Consider the following 23,263-nt stretch of genomic DNA (forward strand, 5'->3'; position numbering starts at 1 on the left):
TAGATAACGAGAATTTAGAAGAATGTTGTCTCAAGTACCTACGCAGGATGCGTGTTTAAGTTGTGGTGCGTGCTGCGCTTATTTCCGGGTTTCATTTTATTGGGCAGAAGGTTTGGCTATGCCCAAACACTATACTGAACCTGTAAATGCTGTCTATTCGTGTATGACAGGCACCAACCAAAAATCACCGCGCTGTATTGCCCTGAAGGGTGAGATCGGTCAACAGGTCAGTTGTGGGATGTATGAAGCACGCAGTTCATCATGTAAAGAAGTGCAAATTGCCGATGAGCAATGTAATAAGGCACGTAAAGCCCATAACATGATCGCCTTTATTCAGGTTGAATCTTTTGAATCGACCAATGACGATGATTTTGATCAGGTCAGTTAAGCTTAAGATTGAGGAAAAATTCTGGTAGGGATGATGTTGGCTGCATGCAGATTCAAAAAAATTCAATAAAAAATGAAATTTGAATCTAAATTTGTTTATAATGGCGCACGGAAATTACCAGTGAGACTGTTATGTTGACCATCGTTCAAGAAGCGCTAACCTTCGATGATGTCCTATTACTCCCTGCCTACTCAACTGTTCTCCCAAAAGATGTCTCGCTAAAGACACGTTTAACACGCGGAATTAATTTAAATATCCCTCTCGTTTCTGCTGCAATGGATACCGTGACTGAATCACGTATGGCAATTGCAATGGCGCAAAATGGCGGTATTGGTATTCTGCACAAAAACATGGATATTGCTGCCCAAGCTGCAGAAGTACGCCGTGTGAAAAAATTTGAAGCGGGTATGGTGAAAGACCCGATTACCGTGACTCCTGAAACCACAGTTCGTGAATTGATTGCCATTACCCAAGCAAACAATATTAGCGGTGTACCAGTCGTTAAAGACGGTAAAGTTGTGGGTATCGTGACAGGTCGTGATACACGTTTCGAAACCAATTTAGAACAACCTGTCAGCAATATTATGACCGGTCAAGATCGCCTTGTGACTGTACGCGAAGGTGAATCTAAAGAAAATATCCAAGCCTTATTACAAAAAAACCGTATCGAAAAAGTTCTGGTGGTGGGTGACAACAATGAGCTGAAAGGCTTGATTACTGTGACTGACTTCCGTAAAGCGGAACTTTATCCAAACAGCTGTAAAGATGACCTTGGTCGTCTACGTGTTGGTGCTGCGGTTGGTACTGGTGCAGAAACACCAAGCCGTGTAGAAGCATTGGTTGAAGCCGGTGTTGATGCCATTGTTGTAGATACTGCACATGGTCACTCTGCTGGCGTGATTGAACGTGTACGTTGGGTGAAAGCGAACTACCCGCAAGTTCAGGTGATTGGCGGTAACATTGCTACTGGTGATGCTGCTTTGGCACTTTTAGATGCTGGTGCAGATGCTGTTAAAGTCGGTATTGGCCCAGGTTCAATCTGTACGACACGTATTGTGGCTGGTATTGGTATGCCACAAATCTCTGCGATTGACAGTGTTGCCAATGCATTGAAAGAACAAATTCCTTTAATTGCTGACGGTGGTATCCGCTTCTCTGGCGATATGGCGAAAGCGATTGGCGCGGGTGCAAGCACCATCATGGTGGGTTCATTGATGGCTGGTACTGAAGAAGCACCGGGTGAAGTTGAATTCTTTCAGGGTCGTTACTACAAAGCCTACCGTGGTATGGGGTCATTAGGTGCAATGGCCGGAGCAACAGGTTCTGCTGACCGTTACTTCCAAGACTCTAAAGCTGGCGCTGAAAAATTGGTACCGGAAGGTATTGAAGGTCGTGTACCTTATAAAGGTCCGATGGGTAACATCGTGCATCAAATGATGGGTGGTTTACGTTCATCGATGGGTTATACCGGTTCTGCGACTGTGAATGACCTGCGTCAAAATGCCAAATTTGTGAAAATTACCGCTGCTGGTATGTCTGAATCACATGTGCATGATGTGACCATTACCAAAGAAGCACCGAACTATCGCGTTGGTTGATTTATCGTAATCAAAGTCATGAAAAGCCGTCATTTTTATGACGGCTTTTTTGATTTTGGTGTAAAGTATTTACAGTAAAAAGTGATGATTTAGATCACCATCAAGAAGTGAGTAGAACATGAGTTATTTTGGTACAGATGGTATTCGTGGAAAGTTTGGGGAGCTTCCAATTACACCTGAATTTGCATTAAAACTAGGATTTGCAGCAGGTAAAGTTTTAAAACAATACAGTAAAAAATCAAAGCCAATTGTAGTCTTGGGTAAAGATACTCGTCTATCTGGTTATATTTTGGAATCTGCATTACAGGCCGGCTTGAATGCAGCGGGCGTCTATGTGCATCTTTTAGGTCCATTACCAACACCGGCGATTGCGCACTTGACCCGTGCTTTACATGCCAGTCTGGGCATTGTGATTTCAGCTTCGCATAACCCGTATTTTGATAATGGCATCAAATTCTTTTCCGGCGAAGGTAAAAAACTGCCGGACGAATTACAGGATGCGATTAATCAAGAGCTCGAAAATGAACTTAAAATTGAAGATACCGCAAACCTGGGTAAAAGTGTGCGGGTTAAAGATGCCAATGGTCGTTATATCGAATTCTGTAAATCGACCTTCCCGTATCATTTTGATTTAAGTAATTTAAAAATTGTGGTCGACTGTGCTAATGGCGCTGCTTATAACGTCGGTCCATCGGTATTTAAAGAGTTGGGCGCTAAAGTCATTGCACTGTATAACGAGCCTGATGGCCTGAATATCAATCAGGATTGTGGTTCAACCCATCCAGAAAATCTGCAAAAAGCCGTAGTTGAACATCAGGCCGATTTAGGCATTGCCTTTGATGGTGATGCTGACCGCGTGATTATGGTGGATAAAAACGGTGAACAAATCACTGGCGACCATATCCTGTATATTTTAGCCACTCAAAGCAGCCATAAACCTGCTGGCATAGTTGGCACAGTGATGAGTAACATGGCGCTTGAACTGGCCTTGGATCAGGCTAAAGTACCATTTGTACGTGCCAAAGTCGGTGACCGTTATGTGTTACAAGCACTGGATGAAAAAGGCTGGGCCATTGGTGGAGAACCATCAGGACATATTCTGACTCTAGATAAGAGCACCACTGGTGATGCCATTATTGCTGCCTTGCAAGTACTGACAGTGATGGTCGAGCAGAAAAAAGCATTGCATGAATTGGTTGCAGGTTTCCAGTTATTGCCGAATGTGCTGGTAAATGTTCGTCTGGACAATATGTTTGATCCCTACAGTGTTCCTGCATTGGTGAGCGAGTTTGAAAAAGTAGAAGCCCAACTGAAAGGTCGTGGCCGTTTACTGATTCGTAAGTCGGGTACAGAACCAGTGATTCGTGTGATGGTGGAAGGGGATAATCTTCAGGAAGTAACTGCTTTAGCCAACCAGCTGGCAGATACCGTACGTGCCAACGCTGCTTAAGGTAACAAGATGACTGATGTGATTAAAGACCTAAGCGAACTGCGCTTAAGTTACCAAAAAGGGGAATTACACGAAACTCAGGTGGCGGAAACGCCACATCAGCAGTTTTTGAATTGGTTTAACCATGCTTTGGAAGCGAAACTGCATGAACCCTATGCCATGTCATTGGCAACGGCAAATGCGCAAGGGCGTCCACATGTGCGGACGGTCTTGTTGCGTGGTGCAACTGAAGCAGGTTATGACTTCTATACCAATTATGACAGTCAAAAAGGTCTGGATCTGGCGGAAAATCCTTATGCAGAGCTGCTGTTCTATTGGCCTGAGCAAGAACGTCAGATTCGTGTCGGTGGTCGGGTTGAGAAAATTTCTTTAGAGGAATCGACTGAGTATTATCATAAGCGTCCACGTGATAGCCAAATTGCTGCACACATCAGCACTCCGCAAAGCGGCGTGATTGTCAGCCGAGAAGAGCTGCAAACACGTTTCCAGGCCTTGCAAGATCGGGTGACGGAAAAAGCGGTGCTGGCTAAACCGGTGTTCTGGGGAGGCTATCGTTTGCAACCGGACTATTATGAGTTTTGGCAAGGCCGTCCTAACCGTTTACATGACCGCCTGAGTTATGAAAGAATCGACGGTACATGGAAATTACAACGACTCATGCCTTAAATGCCTAAAACCCTGATTCAGCAACGCCCTTTGATTACACGCCCTGAAAATTTTCAGGGCGTGTCGCCGTTTATTGCGCAAATTTTGGCGCGCCGTGGTGTGCAATCGGAACAAGAACTTGAGCTGAAACTCAAACATCTGCTCGCGCCGAGCATGAAAGGTTTGCAGCAGGCGATTGAGCTGATGGATCAGGCGATTGATCAGCACAAGAAAATCGTGATTGTTGGGGACTATGATGCAGATGGTGCAACCAGTACAACACTCATGGTGCTGGCGCTGAGAGATATGGGCGCCCAAGTCGACTATCTGGTGCCTGACCGTTTTAAATATGGCTATGGCTTAACTCCGGCCATCGCCGATTTGGCTTTTACCACCTATCAGCCAGATCTGCTGATTACAGTAGATAACGGGATTTCCAGTCATGCTGGGGTTGAACAGGCGCAAGCGCATGGTATGCAGGTGATTATTACTGATCATCACCTTACCACCAAAGCCACTCCGCCTGCGGAAGCGGTGGTCAATCCCAATCAGTTGGGCTGTGAATTTCCAAGTAAGGCCTTGGCCGGAGTAGGCGTGGCATTTTATTTGCTGGCCAATCTGTCGAGCTATCGGGCCAAATTGGGCAAATCAAGTGCGAAGGTCGCTCAGTATCTCGATCTGGTGGCCTTAGGCACTTATGCCGATGTCGCCAGTCTGGATTATAACAACCGAATTTTGGTGGATGCGGGTGTGAAACGGATTCAGCAAAACCAGTGCCGTGCCGGGATCAGTGCCTTATTGGATATTGCAGGACGTGAGCCGGCTCAGCTCAAGGCACAAGACTTGGGGTTTGTGCTAGGTCCCCGGATTAATGCGGCCGGACGGATGGAAACCATGGATATTGGCATTGAATGTCTGCTGGCGGCAGATCTGCAAACTGCTTATCCTTTGGCTCAACAATTGAATCAGCTGAATATCGAACGCCGTCAGGTGGAAAGCCAGATGAAGCAGGAGGCGCTCTCCGAACTGGCGCGACTGGAACTGGATCAGGAACATCTGCCTGCCGCCTTGATTCTGTTTGAACCGCATTGGCATCAAGGTGTGATTGGGATTGTCGCTGGTCGTCTGAAAGAGCAGTTTCATCGTCCGAGTATTGTTTTTGCCCCAGATGAAGATGGCATTCATATTAAAGGTTCGGCTCGTTCCATAGAAGGTGTGCATATTCGTGATGCCATTGAACTGATTGCGGAACAGCATCCGCATTTGGTCAGTCATTTTGGCGGACATGCTGCAGCGGCAGGTTTGACCATTCAGAAACAGCATTTTGATGAATTTAAACTGGCTTTTGAACAACTGATTTCGAACATGGATGAGTCGCTGTTTTATGCCACCTTATGGACCGATGGAGAATTGCCAACAGCTCATTTTCAAATCGCAACCGTGGATTTTCTGCAGAATTTAACCCCATGGGGACAAAAGTTTCCATCGCCCATTTTTGAAGGGGTGTTCAAAGTGCTGGATTACCGCTGGCTTAAGGAAATTCATTTAAAGCTGCGTTTGGCTTTGGATAATGGTCAAATTGTGGAAGCCATTGCATTTAATGCCAAAGAAAAATTTGAATTTGATGCCATGCAGGACAAGGTGCGACTGGTCTATGAAATCGATAAAAATGAATTTAATGGCAATGTCAGTTTACAGCTGCGGATTCTCTATCTGGAACAATAGGGGATTGTAAGTAGCCCTAAAGAAAAAAACCGCTCAGTTGAGCGGTTTTTTTGTGGAGTAATACTCGGCTTGATTAGAAGCGGTATTTACCAGCGACACCGAATGAATTGTAATCGTTGTTACCGACTTCACCAAAACCTACACGACCTTCAAGGCTGACTTGCGGAGTAAAGAATTTACGCGCATTAATGCCGAATTCGCTTTGGTCAGTCAAATCGTTGTTGTAGTAATCTGCACCCACGCTGACTGTTTTATCAATGAAGTAGTCGGCAGCAAGATTGTATTCATCAAGATCACCAAATGATGCACCTGCTTCCAGGTTGATGTCTTTACCATTCGCTAACTGAGTAACGTATTTAGCACGAACAGTTGGATCTACACCATCATCTTTGTCGTTGTCATAACCTTTTACACCAGCGGCAATTAACAAGCCCGGTGCTGGAAGGTAACCGACTTCAGCTGAATAATAAGTGGTATCAAAGTCATGTTTTTGACCCAGTACATCACGGTATTCAGTGTTGTTACGGCTGACATCACCACCTAAATAGAAATCTGAGTTTGGAATATAGAATTCAGCACCTACACCATAGGTATTGTCATCTACATCACCACGGTCAGCAAATGTTGCGTGAGCATTGACGTTGCTGGCACGGTCAAGGAATGCTGCTTCTGCAAGTGGAGCATTACGCGTTTGAACCGGGTTGAAGTAATAAGTACCATCTACACCCAAAGCACTACCTGAACCACCATTATCAGGATCGATATAAGAAGCTGATGCACCAACTTCGGCTTGGTATGCGTTTGCTGTACCTGTGACTGCTAAAGCAGAAAGAAGTGCTGAAGCAATGGCTAATTTTTTCATGGATACTTCCCCTCAAATTATGGTTAAAAATAATACATTTTTTGTTACAACTTTTAGTCTAGAGTAAAATGAAATTTGGTCAACCTGTCTCAGGTTACAGAAATGTGTCCAGCGTAAGATTATGTAATTTGTTTTTTATAAATTACTGAATATTAATAATTTATTTTAATGTTTTGTTTTATTAAAATTGTGGATTGTTTATGGATTTAGATGAATTTTTAATAAAAAATTAAGTATTTTGTAACATACTAATAAGTTAAAAATAAAAAAACACCCTTAGCAAAGAGTGCTTTTTATCGACGATTTTCAGTACTTTTCTTTTATTTAGAAACGATAGCTTGCGTTAATGTTGAAGGACTGAACATCATCACCAAAACCGACTTCACCACCCAATGCAAAATTAGAATTAATGAAATATTTAGAACGAATCGAGAAGAAATTCACATCATCTTTGCCATCATCCTGAATGTTATAAGCAGCCCCTAAGCTAAACGCCTGGTCAAAATAATAGTCCGCGCCAATAGTCACGTCATCGATATCACCAAAGCTACCGTCCGCTTCCAAGTTTAAAAATTGACCTTGGCCCATCGGTGCGACATATTTAGCCCGGACTGCAAAGCTATTGTCATCATCCTGATCCCCTTGATAACCGTCAATACCTGCAGCCAGTAGCAGGTTGGATAAAGGCATAAAACCGACTAGGGCTTTATAATTGGTGCGATCATCATCTTCATCTGAAACTTTAAAGCCATTTACTTTGGTTTCTACATTGGATTGGTCAAAGCCAAGTTCAGCATTGAAATAAAATTGTTCCACAAAGTATTCGATTCCACCAGTCAGTGCGTGCGACCCTCAGCTTGCAATGTTCTACCTAGAATTTGAAAGTCCGGACTTTCGGTAAATATGTAATTATAGCCAAGGTAAGCATTGCTGTTATGGCCCAAGAATGCGGCTTCATTTAAGGGTGTATTTTTTGTTGCCACTGGGTTGAAATAGAAGGTGCCCTGTATTTCTGTAAGCGTCACAGTATCGACATTATTATTGTTTACATCGATATAGGTGAAGCCCCCATCAAGTTGCGCATTATAAGCAAAACTTGAAGATGCAATTGCAGCAAGACCGAGTGCCAAAAGTGTGCGTTTCATAAAAACCCCAAAGCTTATTGTTGTAAGAAAATTGTAATAATGTTTAAAAAGCATGCACATTGTTGATAAAAAAGCCATTTTAGTCAACGCTTATTAGCGCATTGCCCTCTAAAACTGCATCGCTGCACTGTGTTATAATTGCTGGCTATTTAAGCCAATATTCTGATTGAGAGACATTCACGTGGAAATTAATCCTTATCTAAACCAATTAAAAGACTTAAACGACCGTGGTCTGACACTACGGGGGTATCTTTGACTACGATCTGAAAAAAGAGCGTTTAGAAGAGGTTCTTCGTGAACTGGAAGATCCGGCGATCTGGAATGACCAAAGCCGTGCGCAAGCTATGGCCAAGGAAAAAGGTGAGCTTGAAAACGTTATTAATGTTTTAGAAGGTTTGGCGACACAGTTAGATGATGCACAGGCGATGCTTGATCTTGCTGTAGAAGCCGATGATGAAAGTTTGCTGGTGGATGTACAAGGCGAACTCGATTCTGCCGAAGCTGAACTGGCTAAACTTGAATTCCGCCGTATGTTCAGTAATCCAATGGATCCAAATCCATGTTATGTGGAAATTCAGGCTGGTTCAGGCGGTACAGAGGCACAGGACTGGGCGTCTATGCTGCTTCGTATGTACTTGCGTTGGATTGAACGTCACGGTTTTAAAGCCGAAGTGATGGAAGAATCAGACGGTGATGTGGCCGGGATTAAATCGGCAACGATTCGTGTAGAAGGTGAATATGCCTATGGTTGGTTGCGTACCGAATCAGGCGTTCACCGTTTAGTGCGTAAGTCTCCGTTTGACTCGGGGAATCGTCGTCATACGTCGTTCTCTGCGGTGTTTGTATCGCCTGAAGTCGATGACAACATTGAAATTGACATCAACCCGGCAGATGTCCGTACCGATACTTACCGTGCATCCGGTGCCGGTGGTCAGCACATTAACAAAACCGATTCTGCGGTACGTTTAACGCACGCACCGACCGGTATTGTCGTGGCCTGTCAGAACCAGCGTTCGCAACACGCCAACCGTGACCATGCCTGGAAACAGTTACGTGCAAAATTGTACGAACTTGAAATGCAAAAACGTAATGATGCGGCGAAGGCACTGGAAGATACCAAGTCCGATATCGGTTGGGGCAGCCAGATTCGTTCCTATGTACTAGATGATTCACGGATTAAGGACTTGCGTACCAGTGTGGAAAGTTCCAACACCGGTGCAGTGCTAGACGGTGATCTGGATAAATTTATTGAAGCCAGCTTAAAGCAAGGTCTTTAATTTAAATTTTTTTTAAAAACAAAGCTCTGTGGGTATTTTGAAAATATATCTAAAATAATCGATATTAAAATCGAAAAAATACGATATATTAGATTCAACATGCTGAATAGAGCTTTTTCATTCATTTTTTAATGTTTAATTCAACGTGTCTGAACTATGGATATCGATTTAATTTTTAAAGCCTTAGCCAATCCGACCCGGCGTCAAATTTTGGAATGGCTGAAAAATCCTGAACAGTTCTTGTCAGAAGAGCAGTGCGGGGGCTTTAATCGTGGTGTGTGTGCAGGTAATATCGAGAAACTCGGTCAGGTCTCACAATCGACCATGTCAAATCATTTGTCCGTTTTACAGCAGGCAGGTTTAATTCAGGCGGAAAAATATGGTCAATGGTCGTATTTTTCCCGCAATGAAGCTCTGATTCAGCAATATATTGATTATCTAAAAAACTCACTGTAAATCAAAATATGAAGTAATTTACAGCCTGAGTGAAGAGGCAGAATATGGCTGAATTCTCTACCCCCTTGTCAATGGGCGATTTAAAACTTAAAAATCGTGTGATCATGGCTCCCCTGACACGCAGTCGTGCAACGGCTGACCGTGTTCCTACACCCATGATGGCTGAATACTACGCACAGCGTGCAAGTAGCGGTTTAATCATTTCCGAAGCAACAGTGATTTCTGAAGAAGCCAATGGCTACTTAAATACGCCAGGATTATTCACAGACGCACAAACACAAGGCTGGAAGCAGGTCACTGAGGCCGTGCATGCCAAAGACGGTCTGATTGTTGCGCAGTTATGGCATGTGGGTCGGGTTTCGCATCCGGATTTGCTGGAGGGTGAAACTCCGGTTTCGGCTAGTGCCGTACAGCAGGCGGGTTATGTCAGTTTGTTGCGTCCAAAACGTGAATATGTGGTGCCACGTCCACTGAAAATATCAGAAATTCAAGCCATTACCGAGCAATATAAACAGGCGGCGATTCGCGCCAAAGCCGCGGGTTTTGACGGTGTGGAATTGCATGCGGCGAATGGTTATCTGATTGACCAGTTCTTGCAAAGCAAAACAAATTTGCGTGAAGATGAATACGGCGGATCCGTTGAAAACCGTGCCCGTTTCTTATTAGAAGTGGTGGATGCGCTGATTGAAGTCTGGGGTGCAGGTCGTGTGGGTGTGCATCTGGCACCGCGTGGCGATGAACATGATATGGGGGATGCCAATCCTAAAGAAACCTTTGGTTATGTACTGGAGGAGCTGGGTAAACGTAAGATTGCTTTCTTCTTTACCCGTGAATATCTGGCTGAGGACAGCATCAGCGACTATATGAAACAGCGCTCAGGCGGTGTGCCTTATATTGCCAATATGCGTTTGAGCCGTGAGGATGCAATGGATTTATTGCAATCGGGTCAAGCCGATGCAGTGTCTTTTGGTAAGGCCTATATTGCAAATCCGGATCTTTATGAACGCTTGTTGGCAGATGCACCTTTGAATGAATTGGTACTGGAAACCATGATTGGCTCGCAAGTCGCTGAAGGCTATATTGATTATCCAACTTTAGAAGAAAGTTCTGCTGAAGTCACTGCGTAATCGTATGCAGGCTGTGCTCCAAACCGATGAGTACAGCCTGATTTTTGATTTAAAAAGTTAAAAGTATGCTATGCGGAAAATTGGAAAAATCGTCATCTGCCAGATGTCTTGATCTCGCAGTCTTACGATGACATCCATGTTATGGTCATCGATTTTTGGGTGACTTGCTTTTATTTCAACAACAAATCGTTCACGAATAAACTTTAACAACTGAATCTAGCTCTGTTATATTTGCCGATCGAATCTATTTTGGGGCATTTTGTTTGGCTACTCCTTTTTGGTATAACGCAGTACTTGCCATCGTCAAACCATTGTATCAATGGCGAATAAAAAAACGTGCGCAAAATGTACAGGCATATCAACAGGAAAGCCTTGAACGCTTTGGTCCCTTTCAAGCTGTAAAAAATCAGCACACGATCTGGTTCCATGTGGTATCGGTCGGAGAAACCAATGCTGCCCAGCCCTTAATTGAACACTATTTAAAATTGGGTCATCCGGTTTTAGTCACAAATACCACCAAAACCGGTCAGGCACGCGCCAAATCCCTGTTTCTAAAAGCGCCTTATGAGCATTTGTTTCAGGCCGTGTATTTGCCAGCAGACCAGAAATCTCTGGTTGCGGCCTTTTTTCATCAGTATCAACCGAAAATGCTAGTTTTGGTCGAAACGGAACTGTGGCCGAACCTGATTGATCAAGCACAAAAATCCAATGTACCTTGCCTGCTGGTGAATGCCCGACTTTCGGAAAAATCTGCAAACGGGTATGGAAAAGTTCCAAGTCTGACCCGACCGATGTTAAAGGGTCTAAAGCAACTGCTGGCACAGGATACGGCCACAGCCCAACGCTTTATTGCATTAGGGGCTGTAGCGTCTGTAACCCAAGTGGTCGGCAGTATCAAGTTTGATATTCATGCCCCGGAACAGTTTGTCCAGCAAGCCCAGCAGTTCAAGCAGGACTGGAATTTAGCGCAGCGTCAAATCATCACCATTGCCAGTAGCCATGCGCCTGAAGAACAACAATTATTGGGTGCACTAAAGCCTTATTTAGAGCAACACCCGGAAATAGCGGTGATAGTGGTACCCCGTCATCCGGAACGTTTTGATGAAGTGTTTCAAGCGGCACAACGCTTAAACTTAACTACTCAGCGTCGCAGTCTGGGTCAAACCATTCAAGCCGATACGCAGGTGTATTTAGCCGACTCGATGGGAGAGATGTGGTTGTGGTATGCCTTATCGGATGCCTGCTTTGTCGGTGGCTCGCTGAATCAGCCGGGGGGTGGACACAATATTTTAGAGCCGATGGCTTTGGATGTGCCGACCGTGATTGGTCCCAATTATTTTAATTTCCAAAGTATTGTCGATGAGTTTATAGATGCCAAGGCCTTGTTGGTGGGTCCAGATGTTACGCAAGTGGCAGAGCTTTTGATGCAATGTTTAGATGAACCGGAAATGGCTGCCGAGATCAGTCAAAATGCGAAAGTGATTATGCAGAAGAATTCAGGTTCCTTGCAGAAACATATTGCTGTTATTGATCAGTATATTTAAATATTTCAAATGCACTATACGGCCTCATTTTGACAGAAAAGTTTCAATGCTGATTTGTAGGCAATCGCTACTTTTGAGGGATCAAAAGTAGCAAAAATACTTTGCTGATCTGATAGAGCATCCATGCTGTACAGATCAGCGGGCGACATCCCTGTCGCCTTCCGCGTATCCTAATATGTTGAATGATTCTTTAGCAGAAGATTATGAATATCGTCCTTCTTGATTCCAGTCAAACTCAATCCGAAATTTGGACCATCAGCAACACACGACAAGTTGAACATTTACAGACCCATGTGGATGTCAAAGTCGGAGACAGTTTGAAAGTCGGTATTCGTGAGGGAAGACGTTATCTCACTGAAATTGTAGAGATGACCGAACAGACCATAAAAATCAAACCCCTCCAAGAAGAAAAGGTTCCTGCAAAACTGCCGGTGACTTTAATTGTGGCCATGCCACGTCCAAAAGTGTTACGGCGTTTGATCATGGATGCCGTAACTTTAGGCGTGGAAAAAATCATTTTGCTGCATAGCTATCGGGTGGACAAAAGCTATTGGCAGACGCCCTTTTTACAACAGCTGGATCATTATGTGGCACTGGGCCTGGAACAGGCGGGAGATACGCAGGCACCACAGATTGAAATGTATAAACGCTTCAAGCCTTTTGTCGAAGATGTCTTGCCCGGTTTGATCAGCACTGAGCATCCTGCCTATGTAGCTCATCCTTATGTGGAGCAAAGTATGCCTGCGGGGATTGTGCATGGTTGCACGATTATCATTGGCCCTGAAGGGGGCTTTATTCCCTATGAAGTGGATTTACTCATAAAAAACGGCTGCCAGGCTGTGAGCCTAGGCAACCGTATTATCCGCACAGAAACTGTCATTCCTTATGTGCTGGGGCGCTTATTTAGCGGCTGAAGTTTCAGTTTCCGCCTGATCGCCACGATATACTTTCACTTCCTGAACAGGGTAAGGAATAGAAATACCGTGTTTATTAAAGGCCTGAATTACATGTTCCTGAACTTCACTGATTGAGTTTGCTGTCGTGGTTTCAGTGGTATCGACCCACCAACGCACATTCAGGTTGACAGAGAAGTCTGCCAGTGCATTCACGTTCACGGTAAAGCCGGGCTGACTCAGAATGGTTGGGTCTTTGTCTAAAATCGTCATCACGATATTTTTGGCTTTTTGAATGTCATCTTCATAACCAATGCCGACTACAAACTCACAACGACGACGTTGATAAGCTGTATTGACTGTTACTGCGCTGGTATAAACCGTTGCATTGGGAATCACAATACGACGACCATCGGGCGAACGTAAGAAGGTTGCACGAATCTGAATATCTTCAACTGTACCTTCCATACCCGACACAATAATGTCATCGCCAATCTTGAACGGTTCGCCCAGTAAAATCAGAATCCCGGAGAGTAAGTTCTGGAAAATATCCTTGAACGCAAAACCGATGGCAACCGAACCAATCCCTAAGGCACTCATGAGCTGACCTGGGGTAAAACCCGGGATGGCAATGACCATGGCAATCAGAAAACCGAAGAACATAATGGCAGAACTACCGACACGGTTCAGTACCAGAACCAGATTCTGTTTGGAGTAGGAGCGGTCTGCAATTGCTTTACGTACAAAAAATCTAAATAACTTAGACAGTAAAAGAAATACAGTGAAAACGATCAGTGCAATGCAGATATACGGCAAACGCTCCCAGAAACCATCAACAAATTTATCAATGGTCGAGTAAGCATCGTTATACTTTTCTGTATGTTCAAGCACAGTTTGAGCGGTTTTTTCACCAGCTTCTTGCAATAGATGTGAAGTACCTTGAGTCACTTCACTCAAGGCATTTTGTTGTTCAGCCACAGATTTTCCGAATATTCATTATTGCCCGATATTTTGCCTGAAACTGAACATAAATTTAACCAATAAAACGTAGTATTCACTGTCGTTTTGTCAAAAAATGTCAGTAGGTATTAAAAATACTGTGTACCTTTTTGTACCACTTCTTGCGGTGTTTCTAATTCACCTGTACCCATCATATAAGAAATGATACTGCTGGATGCCAAGAAACTTAACACTGTAATTAGAATGATGAACCAAGCCAGGATTTTTTCCCAGACTGGGGTTTCACGTGGCAGGCCATAGTTATTGATGCCCCGGGTTCCTGAACCCAAAAGCAGATAAAAACCCATAAATACATTCAGCAAGGGAACCAGAAATAACAGCATCAGCCAGCCGCTGCGGTTCATGTCATGTAAGCGGCGGACGGTAATGACCATTAAGAAATACAGATACAAAACCAGAATCACCACAAAGCCCAGTCCTGCGATTCCGGTCAGGGTGTTGACGAACTGATTGTCCATAGACAATGTATTGATATTAAAGATGCCCATAGCCAGACTCATGGCAATGGTGGCAAAGAAAGCGATCAAATGCACAAAACCATACCAGCCAATTGAACTCAGACGACCAAAACGACCATCTGGAGATAAGGGATTATCTGCTTTAGCCGGCTGGTTGCGGGAAAAAAAGGGGGAGGAGTCTTGCGGGTTCATACGCTTTTTCCGGTTCAGATTTGGGTAAGAAAATATTGTATTTTGCCAAGTTAAAATGACATCTTGTGTTTAAATTATAAGATTAAATAAACAGATCAGATACCAATCAGGCAATTTTTTTTGTTGAATATGATCAGGGGGTCTGTGTTTTAAATTGTATAAATAAACTACGACCAAAGCATGATTGTTGTGGTTAAAAAACCACCGTCATACTGTAGATATGCAGTCAATAAAACCTATAACGTGGCATAGCATCTCGTGATGAGATGAAGAAGAGCAAGGAAGTAATTTATGAATGAGATCTATCCTGTACCAGAAGAATTTAAAAAAACCGCTCGTACTGTCGAGTCTGAATATTTCGAGCGTTATCAGAAATCCATCGAGCAGCCTGATGAATACTGGGCAGAACAGGCCAAAAAGCTGGACTGGATCAAACCATTTACTCAAGTCAAAAATACCAGCTTTGACAAAGAAAATTTTAAAATTGAATGGTTTGCAGATGGACAATTGAACCTGAGTGCCAACTGTCTGGATCGACATTTAAAAGAACATCCGCATAAACCGGCGATTATTTGGGAAGGAGATCATCCTTCACGACATAAAATTATTTCTTTTAAAGAGTTGCATGACGAAGTCTGTCGTTTTGCCAATGTGCTCAAGAAAAATGGCATTAAAAAAGGTGATCGTGTGGTGCTGTATATGCCTATGATCTCCGAAGCCGCTATTTCCATGTTGGCTTGTGCACGGATTGGTGCAGTGCACTGTGTGGTATTTGGCGGTTTTTCGCCGGATTCACTGGCCAGCCGGATTGAAGACAGTCAGGCTAAAATCGTGATTACCGCCGATTCCGGTATGCGCGGGGGTAAACCGATTCCACTGAAAGAAAACGTGGATGAGGCCCTAAAGATTAAAGGCACTGAATCGGTTCAAAATGTGATTGTGGTACATCGCACCGGTAACCCGATTGAACTGAAAGAAGGGCGTGACCTGTGGTATCACATGGAAATCATGTCGGTGAATGAAATCTGTCCGCCGGAGCCGATGAATGCGGAAGATCCGCTATTTATTCTGTATACCTCTGGATCGACTGGCAAGCCGAAAGGGGTGTTACATACTACGGGCGGCTATCTCACTTATGTGAACTCCACTTTCCGTGAAGTGTTTGATATCAAACAGGATGATGTGTTCTGGTGTACCGCAGATGTAGGCTGGATTACCGGGCATTCCTATGTGCTGTATGGCCCACTCTCGAATGGCACCACTACGGTGATGTTTGAAGGCGTACCACAATATCCGACCTGGGCGCGTACCGGTCATATTGTCGATAAGCACAATGTCACCATTCTTTATACGGCACCAACGGCCATTCGGGCCATGATGCGCGAAGGCGATGCCTTTGTGCGGGAAAGCGACCGCAGCAGTCTGCGTCTGATTGGTTCCGTTGGTGAACCGATTAATCCGGAAGCATGGAACTGGTATTACACCGTCGTTGGAGAAAGCCGTTGTCCGATTGTCGATACCTGGTGGCAAACTGAAACTGGCGGCATCCTGATTTCACCTTTACCCGGTGCGACGGATTTAAAACCGGGTTCCGCGACCCGACCGTTGTTTGGGATTCAACCGGCCATTGTGGATGCCGAAGGCAAAGAACTTGAAGGCGAAGCAGAAGGCAATCTGATTATCAAGGATTCCTGGCCGGGTCAGATGCGAACCATCTGGGGCGATCCGGCGCGATTTATTGAAGCTTATTTCTCGACCTATCCGGGGACTTATTTCACTGGAGATGGTGCCCGTCGTGATAAAGACGGCTATTACTGGATTACCGGACGTGTCGATGATGTGCTGAATGTATCGGGTCACCGTTTGGGAACGGCAGAAGTGGAAAGTGCCTTAGTGGCGCATGAACATGTGGCTGAAGCCGCTGTGGTGGGCATGCCGCATGATATTAAGGGACAGGGCATTTGTGCATTCGTGACCTTGCAGGCCGATTTTGAAGAATCCGAAGAGCTGCGCAAAGAACTGGTCAATTGGGTGCGTAAAGTGTTGGGTCCAGTTGCGACGCCGGATGCCTTGCATTGGGCGCCTGCTTTACCTAAAACCCGTTCTGGCAAAATCATGCGCCGTATTTTAAGAAAAATTGCCGCCAATGAGCTGGATAGTCTGGGCGATACTTCCACCCTGGCCGATCCTCAAGTAGTAGACGTGTTAATCGAAACTGTGCGATCAAGTAAGTAAGTTATATTTTGAATACCACCTGAGCCTTTCAGGTGGTATTTTTATTTTAGCTATAAGTACTGCAGGCATTAAGATAAAGATCAAAAACTTCATCTGCTAAGCTAAAGCCGTAAAACAATATAGAGATGATTATGAATGCTTCATCTTCACAGCTAAATTCAAACCCCTTACAGATTGCCCGGCAACTGGCCGCACAGTTTGCAACCACGGCGGCTGAACGCGATAAACAAGGCGGCAACCCCAAACATGAACGGGATCTCATCCGTCAAAGTGGCTTGTTGGGACTCTCGATTCCCCAGCAATATGGCGGACAAGGTGCAGACTGGAAAACGGTGTTCCAGACTATTCAGACGATTGCTCAGGTCGACAGTTCACTGGCGCATGTCTATGGCTTTCATCATTTACTGATTGCGACCGTACAGCTGTTTGCCCAAGCTGAGCAATATGCTCCTTGGTTTGAACAAACGGCCAAAGAAAATCTGTTTTGGGGCAATACCTTAAATCCCTTAGACCGCCGGACCACGGCAGAACAGATTTCGGAAAGCGAATATATCTTTCATGGTGATAAAAGTTTCTGTTCCGGCTCGATGGATTCAGATGTTTTACTCTGTTCTGGTTATAACGATGCAGGAAAATTACTGATTGGAGTGATTCCCAGTACTCGTGATGGGGTCAGTTTTTTAGGTGACTGGAACAATATGGGACAGCGCCAGACCGACAGTGGAACCAGTCATTTTGAGCAGGTGAAAATTCAGCATCATGAATTACTGCTCAATCCGGGGCCGCTCAGTACGCCTTATTCGAGTTTACGTCCGCTGATTGCCCAACTGATTTTTGTGCATATATTTTTGGGGGTGGCAGAAGGGGCGTTTGAAACTGCCAGACAAACGGTGCAAAGTCAGAAAGCCTGGTCAAAATCTTTGGCGGAAGATGCCGTGCATGATCCGTTCACGCAAAAGCACTTTGCCGAGTTTTATGTGCAGCTGGAAGGGGTACGTTTACTGGCTCATAAAGCGGTCGAGACTTTGCAACAAGCCTGGAATATAGGCGAAGACTTAAGCGCTGAGCAACGCGGTGAAGTGAGTATCGCCATTGCTACAGCAAAAATTGCCGCCACTAACAGTTCGCTCTTTATCACCCAGAATATTTTTCAGGTGATGGGGGCACGTGCCACCACAGCCAAGCTGAATCTGGACCGTTTCTGGCGCAATGTCCGCACCCAGACCTTGCATGACCCAATTGATTATAAATATCAGGAAGTTGGGGAATGGCTGCTGACTGGGAAAGTATCGGACCCGAGTTTTTATTCTTGATGTAGAACAGCAAAAAGCCTTCGATATGAAGGCTTTTTAATAGGGTTTTTAAAAAATAATTTTCCAATCACTACAAGTTGTTCGTAATCCCAAAATCAAAAATAGATTTTAGAAGATATTGAATTTATGAGTGTGGCATGGATGCCACACGTTTTACATCCCTTGCGCTGCATTTTAAAGCAGTGCTTAAAACTGGCTCAGGATGTCGTGTATGGGAAACAAAAGGTTTTTCTTGCGGACTCAAAATATATTTTGAGATCCTCATTTTGACCTTTCAAAAGTAGCAGTATTGCCTACACGAAGGTATCAAAATGCAATCCCTTGAATGAGGCAGTGCTGATTTAAAAATCTGATATTGAACATTTTTGATTTATGAAACACATCGAATGTGAGTTAACTGTTTTTAAATGCTTCAATCGCCCGAACCCGGGAAGATTTTAAATCGACAATCGGTTTAGGATAATCGAGCCGAAGGTCGGGGTTTTTGGCATAGGGTTCATGGATGGTTTTGGCATCCAGATGAGCCAGTTCAGGCACCCACTGGCGAATATAATTGCCATCATGATCAAATTTTTGCGATTGACTAATCGGATTGAAAATACGGAAATAGGGCACAGCATCCATCCCGGTAGATGCACACCATTGCCAGCCACCGTTATTGGCCGCCAAATCTCCATCAATTAAATGTTGCATAAACCATGCTTCGCCCAGCCGCCAGTCAATCAGCAGGTTTTTACTCAGAAACATCGCGGTGATCATGCGCACCCGGTTATGCATCCAGCCAGTGGCAAGCATCTGGCGCATGCCGGCATCCACAATCGGAATTCCGGTTTCACCCTGTTGCCAGGCAGCCAAGTCTTCAGGCGCATCACGCCACGGAATGTTGCGGGTCGAGTCTTTAAACGGGGCATGCTTTGAAAGTTTGGGAAAATCAAACAAAGTATGCAGATAAAACTCGCGCCACAACAGCTCGTCCAGCCAGGTTTGTTGACCCGGATGTTCAATATGAAAATGTCCTTGCTGGGCACGGAACAGGGCTTGTAGCGATTGGCGGATGGAAAGCATGCCGATATTCAAATAGGGCGATAATCGGCTGGTGCTGTCCAAAGCAGGGAAGTCCCTTTCCTGATGATAATACTGAACCTGATGTTCAATAAAATCATCCAGTAACCCTAAAACCTCAGCTTCATTGACCGACCAGGCGAGACTGGCGGCATCGGCGAAAAGGCTGGAGTCTGCTATGGGACCATCAACCGAAGCGGAATCCCATAAATCATGCGGTGGTAACGGCGCTTGTGCCTGAATAGGAGGATAGCACTGAGGCAGGCTGAGACTTAAGTGCTCATAGCATTTTTTCTTGAAGGCGCTAAACACCTGATAGGGTTGCCCGGATTGATTGCGAATTGTGACCAGCGGAAACAGCGTACGGTCATGATAGAGATTGAAGACGATGCCATTTTTTTCGAGTAGCGTTTGAACATGCAGATCTCGGCTTAATTCATTGACGCCCACTTCAATATTGGCATGCAGGGCATCAATATTCAGTTGTTGCGCGAGCTGGAGCAGTATTGCTGGAATATCTTTCCAGAGGGGTACTTCTTGCACAATCAGGGGAATATTGTAGCTTTGAAGTTCTAATTTGAGTTGCTGTAATCGTCTGAGATAAAACTCATTTTTGATTTGGGCATCCTGATGTAAGGCCGACTGTGCGGGAGATCGGATTGCCAAAGCAATACAGGGACCGGCCTGTGTTGCCTGCCAAAGCGCAGTATGGTCATGAATTCTTAAATCTTGTCGAAACCAAATCAGTTGCATGAGAATTGAAAAGCTCTTTAGGCCATTATATTTATCATTATTCTAAGGAATAACACGGTTTAAACCTAGTTTTGAACCTTTAGGAGCCGATTTGGACATAAAAAATCCCTCAAGCCGAGCCTTGAGGGAAAGTTGGAGATTCCGTGATGATGTTATTTGGCTGCTAAGCCTGGTGATTAAACTTATGCAGATTTAGCCTGCACAAGCGGTTGTTGCTCAGCTTCTAGCACACGAACCAATGGCAACACTTTTTGTCCAAAATATTCCACTTCTTCAATAAAGTGTAAAAAGCCTGACAGAATCAAGTCGACGCCGACTGCTTTCAGCGCAACAATGCGTTCAGCAATTTGCTGTGGAGTACCAATCAGGTTGGTTTTGAAGCCGTCGTTATACTGCACCAGATCTTCAAAGGTCGATTTCGCCCAGTTACCTTCACCTTCTGCTGTTGCTGCACCTGCTTCACGGGTCGCATCACCAAAGGAATTTACGGCCTGAATATTGGCTTTATCAATAATTTCCTGTAGTACGGCTTTGGCTTCTTCTTCCGTGTCACGGGCGATGATAAAAGCATTTACTCCGATTTTAACCTGATGGTTATTGGCCTTGGCTTTTTCACGAATGTCATCAATCTGTTTCTTAATTTCTTCAGGCGTATTGCCATTGGTAAAGTACCAGTCAGACACGCGAGAAGCCATATCACGTGCAGCGCGTGAGCTACCACCCTGAAAGATTTCAATATGCGGCTTTTGTAGCGGTTTAGGCGACAGGGTGTAATCCTTGAACTGATAGTATTTACCATCAAAACTGAAATTATCCTGTGTCCAGACGCCTTTTAAGCTGCGAATGAATTCTTCCGAACGTGCATAACGCTGATCGTGCTCTGGCCATTCTTCACCAATGGCATCGAATTCGCCACGAAACCAGCCACTGACCACATTAATGGCAATACGACCCTGCGTCAGATGATCAATGGTAGCCAATTGCTTGGCAGCCAGTGCAGGTTTCCATGGACCCGGCAAGATTGCTGCAATCACTTTCAAACGCTCTGTTTTCGCCAGGATGCCATGACTAAAACTGACCGATTCATGCTGATTTTCTGCATTATAACCTGCAGTAAAGCGGATCTGGGTTAGGGCATAATCGAAACCGCTTTTTTCGGCAGCTTGCGCCAGACGGACGTTATATTCATAACTCCAGTCTGTGCGCTGTTCAATATTGCTCACGACCAAGCCGCCGCTGACATTAGGTACCCAGTACGCAAAAGTTATCTTTTTATCTTGTTGTGACATGTGAAAACCCTCTGAATGCTGAGATTGTTTTTAAGCGACTTGTGGCTTGGCTTTGTTGTGATGCAGACGTGATTCAGCTGCATCCAGATTCGGCACAGCAGCGGATGGTAAAACTTCCTCTTGTTCGATCTGTTTGTTGATGCCCAAATTTTGATTGGCTTGTTGAGTTTTTTCTTTTACCACTTCTGCACGTTGGCCTTTTGCTGGTGCCCACTCCAGAATAGGCAGCGCACGTGCAACAGCTAAAGTGATGCGGTCGCGCAGCAATTCGCTGTGAATGGTGTATTCAGGGGTAAAGTCTTTGTCAGTTGCATATACGCCAATCGGTAAAGTTTGCGCCTGAAAGAAGCTGAATAAAGGGCGCAACTGGTGTTCGAGCACCAAGGCATGACGTTCACTACCACCAGATGCTGCAAGCAATACAGGTACGTCTACCAGTGCAGTTTGTTCAACAAAGTCGAAGAAGTGTTTGAACAGGCCGGTAAATGAAGCGCGATAAACCGGTGTACCTACAATCAGCGCATCTGCTGCTTCAACAGCTGCAAGGTCATCCTGTACGCGCTGTGGCAGTTGGTTACGGTAAATTGCACCACCAAGCAAATGTCCAATTTCACTGAATTTAATAAAATGGACATTAATCGGAGTGGCTTCACCCAGTTCATTCAGAATTTCCTGAACCAGTGCTTCGGTTTTAGATGGATTATTTAAGCCACCAGATACAGCCACAATATTTAATGGTTTTTGTGCATTTAGAATAGACATTTTCAAACAACCTAAAACATAAAATCTCGGAATGTGTTTATTAATCAACAGTTGGCATATTCTGTAAAATAAACATATAAAGAAAAGTTATCTGATTTTAAGATATAAAAAAAAATGGTCTTAAAATGCACGTTTATATTAATTAATATTTTGATTTTTAAGTTTATATTGATTATTAATAAGTATTTTTAGCTGCACGATAAAATTTATATCAAAATATGATTAGATTCGATGATTTTTAGAAAAACCTTAAAAAAAAGGATTTTTTGGAAAAATAATGGGTGATAAGGCGAAAAAAGTCATTGATTGCATATCCTTAATAGCAGTTGTGTGGTTAGAATAGCCCTTAATGTGCACAAGATCTTTCATGTCGCTTATGAATATTTTAATCGTTGATGATCATCCGCTATTTCGTCATGCCTTGATTCAGGCTGTTCGTTATAGCTTACCGCAAGCTCAAATTCATGAAACAGCTGCAGTAAATGAGTTTTATGAACGCTTAGACAATGGACCGGAACCGGATCTGGTATTACTGGATCTTAATTTACCGGGAGCTTCTGGTTTTTCTGCTTTAGTCCATGTCCGTGCACAATATCCATCGATTCCGATTATCGTGGTTTCTGCACATGAAGAAGTCTCGATTATTCAACGTGCGATTGCTCATGGTGCAATGGGCTATATTCCAAAATCTGCGCATCCTAGCCATATTGGTGAGGCAATTCGTCAGGTGCTGGAAGGGGAGATCTGGTTACCGCCAAACTTGCCGGCCAATATGAATTTTGATCCGCGTGCGGCAGATGAAACTGCACTGGCAGAGCGTATCCAGTCGCTGACACCGCAACAATTCCGAGTCTTGATGATGGTGGCGGAAGGTTTGCTGAACAAACAGATTGCTTATGAGCTGGATGTATCTGAAGCGACCATTAAGGCACATGTCACTGCTATTTTCCGTAAACTGAATGTACAGAACCGTACTCAGGCGGTGTTGGCCATCAGTGCCCTGAATATTGAAGACAAGAAAATGTAATCGCTTTGCATATAGCGGTGAATGAAAAAGGCACTTGATGAA

General features: G+C 44.3%; 21 protein-coding genes. 13 read left to right on the forward strand and 8 right to left on the reverse strand.

The window, feature by feature from the left end; translation table 11 throughout:
• Nucleotides 1–22: 22 nt before the first annotated feature.
• The 5 genes from FB6_RS00555 to recJ all read left to right on the forward strand — a co-directional run bounded on the left by FB6_RS00555 (nt 23) and on the right by recJ (nt 5,806).
• Nucleotides 23–388 (forward strand): YkgJ family cysteine cluster protein, encoded by a 366-nt coding sequence (locus FB6_RS00555; RefSeq protein ID WP_174558134.1) that lies wholly within the window; start codon nt 23–25, stop codon nt 386–388.
• 131 nt (nt 389–519) lie between these two features.
• Entirely contained in the window at nt 520–1,986 is a 1,467-nt protein-coding gene (gene guaB / locus FB6_RS00560) for an IMP dehydrogenase (protein WP_174558135.1), read from the forward strand.
• 118 nt (nt 1,987–2,104) lie between these two features.
• Complete coding sequence (glmM, locus tag FB6_RS00565) at nt 2,105–3,436, forward strand: phosphoglucosamine mutase (protein WP_174558136.1); 1,332 nt, start codon at nt 2,105–2,107, stop codon at nt 3,434–3,436.
• Nucleotides 3,437–3,445: 9 nt separating this feature from the next.
• Nucleotides 3,446–4,102 (forward strand): pyridoxamine 5'-phosphate oxidase, encoded by a 657-nt coding sequence (gene pdxH / locus FB6_RS00570; protein ID WP_174558137.1) that lies wholly within the window; start codon nt 3,446–3,448, stop codon nt 4,100–4,102.
• Nucleotides 4,103–5,806 carry a single-stranded-DNA-specific exonuclease RecJ gene (gene recJ, locus FB6_RS00575; protein WP_174558138.1) on the forward strand — a complete coding sequence of 568 codons (1,704 nt, stop codon included), beginning with the start codon at nt 4,103–4,105 and terminating at the stop codon, nt 5,804–5,806.
• A gap of 73 nt (nt 5,807–5,879) precedes the next feature.
• Here the strand turns inward: recJ and FB6_RS00580 are convergent, their stop codons facing one another.
• The 3 genes from FB6_RS00580 to FB6_RS16535 form a co-directional block, all read right to left on the reverse strand.
• Nucleotides 5,880–6,668, reverse strand: a complete 789-nt coding sequence (locus FB6_RS00580; protein WP_174558139.1) for a putative porin — start codon at nt 6,666–6,668, stop codon at nt 5,880–5,882.
• 324 nt (nt 6,669–6,992) lie between these two features.
• Nucleotides 6,993–7,484, reverse strand: coding sequence for a porin (locus FB6_RS16530; RefSeq protein WP_254592172.1), 492 nt, complete (start codon nt 7,482–7,484; stop codon nt 6,993–6,995).
• Between the two features lie 20 nt (nt 7,485–7,504).
• On the reverse strand, nt 7,505–7,813 hold the full coding sequence (locus tag FB6_RS16535) for a putative porin (protein WP_254592173.1): 309 nt from the start codon (nt 7,811–7,813) through the stop codon (nt 7,505–7,507).
• Between the two features lie 181 nt (nt 7,814–7,994).
• On the opposite strand from FB6_RS16535, the gene prfB reads away from it, so the two are divergent.
• From prfB to FB6_RS00610, 5 genes are all read left to right on the forward strand, one after another.
• Nucleotides 7,995–9,090 (forward strand): peptide chain release factor 2 gene (prfB, locus tag FB6_RS00590; protein ID WP_174558140.1). Its coding sequence is split into 2 segments (ribosomal slippage): nt 7,995–8,066 and nt 8,068–9,090, totalling 1,095 coding nucleotides; the frame shifts between segments, so codons are not numbered across the junction.
• A 156-nt stretch (nt 9,091–9,246) separates the two neighbouring features.
• The gene (locus FB6_RS00595) at nt 9,247–9,546 is read left to right on the forward strand and encodes an ArsR/SmtB family transcription factor (RefSeq protein ID WP_174558141.1); all 300 of its coding nucleotides are present in this window, start codon (nt 9,247–9,249) and stop codon (nt 9,544–9,546) included.
• 44 nt (nt 9,547–9,590) lie between these two features.
• Nucleotides 9,591–10,673 (forward strand): alkene reductase, encoded by a 1,083-nt coding sequence (locus FB6_RS00600; protein WP_174558142.1) that lies wholly within the window; start codon nt 9,591–9,593, stop codon nt 10,671–10,673.
• A gap of 263 nt (nt 10,674–10,936) precedes the next feature.
• A complete protein-coding gene (locus FB6_RS00605) occupies nt 10,937–12,217 on the forward strand; it encodes a 3-deoxy-D-manno-octulosonic acid transferase (RefSeq protein ID WP_174558143.1) in 1,281 nt (426 codons plus the stop codon).
• 203 nt (nt 12,218–12,420) lie between these two features.
• Nucleotides 12,421–13,131, forward strand: a complete 711-nt coding sequence (locus FB6_RS00610) for a 16S rRNA (uracil(1498)-N(3))-methyltransferase (protein ID WP_174558144.1) — start codon at nt 12,421–12,423, stop codon at nt 13,129–13,131.
• Here the strand turns inward: FB6_RS00610 and FB6_RS00615 are convergent.
• Both FB6_RS00615 and FB6_RS00620 read right to left on the reverse strand, forming a co-directional pair.
• Nucleotides 13,117–14,088 (reverse strand): mechanosensitive ion channel family protein, encoded by a 972-nt coding sequence (locus FB6_RS00615; RefSeq protein ID WP_174558145.1) that lies wholly within the window; start codon nt 14,086–14,088, stop codon nt 13,117–13,119. The genes FB6_RS00610 and FB6_RS00615 overlap by 15 nt on opposite strands.
• A 110-nt stretch (nt 14,089–14,198) precedes the next feature.
• On the reverse strand, nt 14,199–14,780 hold the full coding sequence (locus FB6_RS00620; RefSeq protein WP_174558146.1) for a DUF805 domain-containing protein: 582 nt from the start codon (nt 14,778–14,780) through the stop codon (nt 14,199–14,201).
• Nucleotides 14,781–15,071: 291 nt separating this feature from the next.
• Here FB6_RS00620 and acs point away from each other — a divergent pair, with 291 nt between their 5' ends.
• Both acs and FB6_RS00630 read left to right on the forward strand, forming a co-directional pair.
• Nucleotides 15,072–17,015: an acetate--CoA ligase gene (gene acs, locus FB6_RS00625; protein ID WP_174558147.1), complete on the forward strand. Its 1,944-nt coding sequence runs from the start codon at nt 15,072–15,074 to the stop codon at nt 17,013–17,015.
• Nucleotides 17,016–17,146: 131 nt separating this feature from the next.
• Complete coding sequence (locus FB6_RS00630; protein ID WP_174558148.1) at nt 17,147–18,328, forward strand: acyl-CoA dehydrogenase family protein; 1,182 nt, start codon at nt 17,147–17,149, stop codon at nt 18,326–18,328.
• Nucleotides 18,329–18,721: 393 nt separating this feature from the next.
• On the opposite strand, the gene FB6_RS00635 is transcribed toward FB6_RS00630, so the two are convergent.
• The 3 genes from FB6_RS00635 to msuE all read right to left on the reverse strand — a co-directional run bounded on the left by FB6_RS00635 (nt 18,722) and on the right by msuE (nt 22,194).
• Nucleotides 18,722–20,143 carry a cryptochrome/photolyase family protein gene (locus tag FB6_RS00635; protein ID WP_174558149.1) on the reverse strand — a complete coding sequence of 474 codons (1,422 nt, stop codon included), beginning with the start codon at nt 20,141–20,143 and terminating at the stop codon, nt 18,722–18,724.
• Nucleotides 20,144–20,325: 182 nt separating this feature from the next.
• On the reverse strand, nt 20,326–21,432 hold the full coding sequence (gene sfnG, locus FB6_RS00640; RefSeq protein WP_174558150.1) for a dimethylsulfone monooxygenase SfnG: 1,107 nt from the start codon (nt 21,430–21,432) through the stop codon (nt 20,326–20,328).
• Nucleotides 21,433–21,462: 30 nt separating this feature from the next.
• Nucleotides 21,463–22,194, reverse strand: a complete 732-nt coding sequence (gene msuE, locus FB6_RS00645) for an FMN reductase (protein WP_174558151.1) — start codon at nt 22,192–22,194, stop codon at nt 21,463–21,465.
• A 376-nt stretch (nt 22,195–22,570) separates the two neighbouring features.
• On the opposite strand from msuE, the gene FB6_RS00650 reads away from it, so the two are divergent.
• Nucleotides 22,571–23,221, forward strand: coding sequence for a response regulator (locus FB6_RS00650; protein WP_174558244.1), 651 nt, complete (start codon nt 22,571–22,573; stop codon nt 23,219–23,221).
• Nucleotides 23,222–23,263: the final 42 nt, after the last annotated feature.

The sequence above is a fragment of the Acinetobacter bouvetii genome, from assembly GCF_902753875.1.
In the GTDB taxonomy this organism is placed as follows: domain Bacteria; phylum Pseudomonadota; class Gammaproteobacteria; order Pseudomonadales; family Moraxellaceae; genus Acinetobacter; species Acinetobacter bouvetii_A.

Bases quoted from the DNA above. Each gene is read 5' to 3' on its own strand.
- guaB (WP_174558135.1), top strand. From the start codon at position 520: ATGTTGACCATCGTTCAAGAAGCGCTAACCTTCGATGATGTCCTATTA.
- recJ (WP_174558138.1), top strand. From the start codon at position 4,103: ATGCCTAAAACCCTGATTCAGCAACGCCCTTTGATTACACGCCCTGAA.
- FB6_RS00595 (WP_174558141.1), top strand. From the start codon at position 9,247: ATGGATATCGATTTAATTTTTAAAGCCTTAGCCAATCCGACCCGGCGT.
- FB6_RS00580 (WP_174558139.1), bottom strand. From the start codon at position 6,668: ATGAAAAAATTAGCCATTGCTTCAGCACTTCTTTCTGCTTTAGCAGTC.
- FB6_RS00635 (WP_174558149.1), bottom strand. From the start codon at position 20,143: ATGCAACTGATTTGGTTTCGACAAGATTTAAGAATTCATGACCATACT.
- glmM (WP_174558136.1), top strand. From the start codon at position 2,105: ATGAGTTATTTTGGTACAGATGGTATTCGTGGAAAGTTTGGGGAGCTT.
- FB6_RS00620 (WP_174558146.1), bottom strand. From the start codon at position 14,780: ATGAACCCGCAAGACTCCTCCCCCTTTTTTTCCCGCAACCAGCCGGCT.
- FB6_RS00610 (WP_174558144.1), top strand. From the start codon at position 12,421: ATGAATATCGTCCTTCTTGATTCCAGTCAAACTCAATCCGAAATTTGG.
- FB6_RS00555 (WP_174558134.1), top strand. From the start codon at position 23: ATGTTGTCTCAAGTACCTACGCAGGATGCGTGTTTAAGTTGTGGTGCG.
- sfnG (WP_174558150.1), bottom strand. From the start codon at position 21,432: ATGTCACAACAAGATAAAAAGATAACTTTTGCGTACTGGGTACCTAAT.
- FB6_RS16535 (WP_254592173.1), bottom strand. From the start codon at position 7,813: ATGAAACGCACACTTTTGGCACTCGGTCTTGCTGCAATTGCATCTTCA.
- pdxH (WP_174558137.1), top strand. From the start codon at position 3,446: ATGACTGATGTGATTAAAGACCTAAGCGAACTGCGCTTAAGTTACCAA.
- acs (WP_174558147.1), top strand. From the start codon at position 15,072: ATGAATGAGATCTATCCTGTACCAGAAGAATTTAAAAAAACCGCTCGT.
- FB6_RS00650 (WP_174558244.1), top strand. From the start codon at position 22,571: ATGAATATTTTAATCGTTGATGATCATCCGCTATTTCGTCATGCCTTG.
- FB6_RS00630 (WP_174558148.1), top strand. From the start codon at position 17,147: ATGAATGCTTCATCTTCACAGCTAAATTCAAACCCCTTACAGATTGCC.
- msuE (WP_174558151.1), bottom strand. From the start codon at position 22,194: ATGTCTATTCTAAATGCACAAAAACCATTAAATATTGTGGCTGTATCT.
- FB6_RS00600 (WP_174558142.1), top strand. From the start codon at position 9,591: ATGGCTGAATTCTCTACCCCCTTGTCAATGGGCGATTTAAAACTTAAA.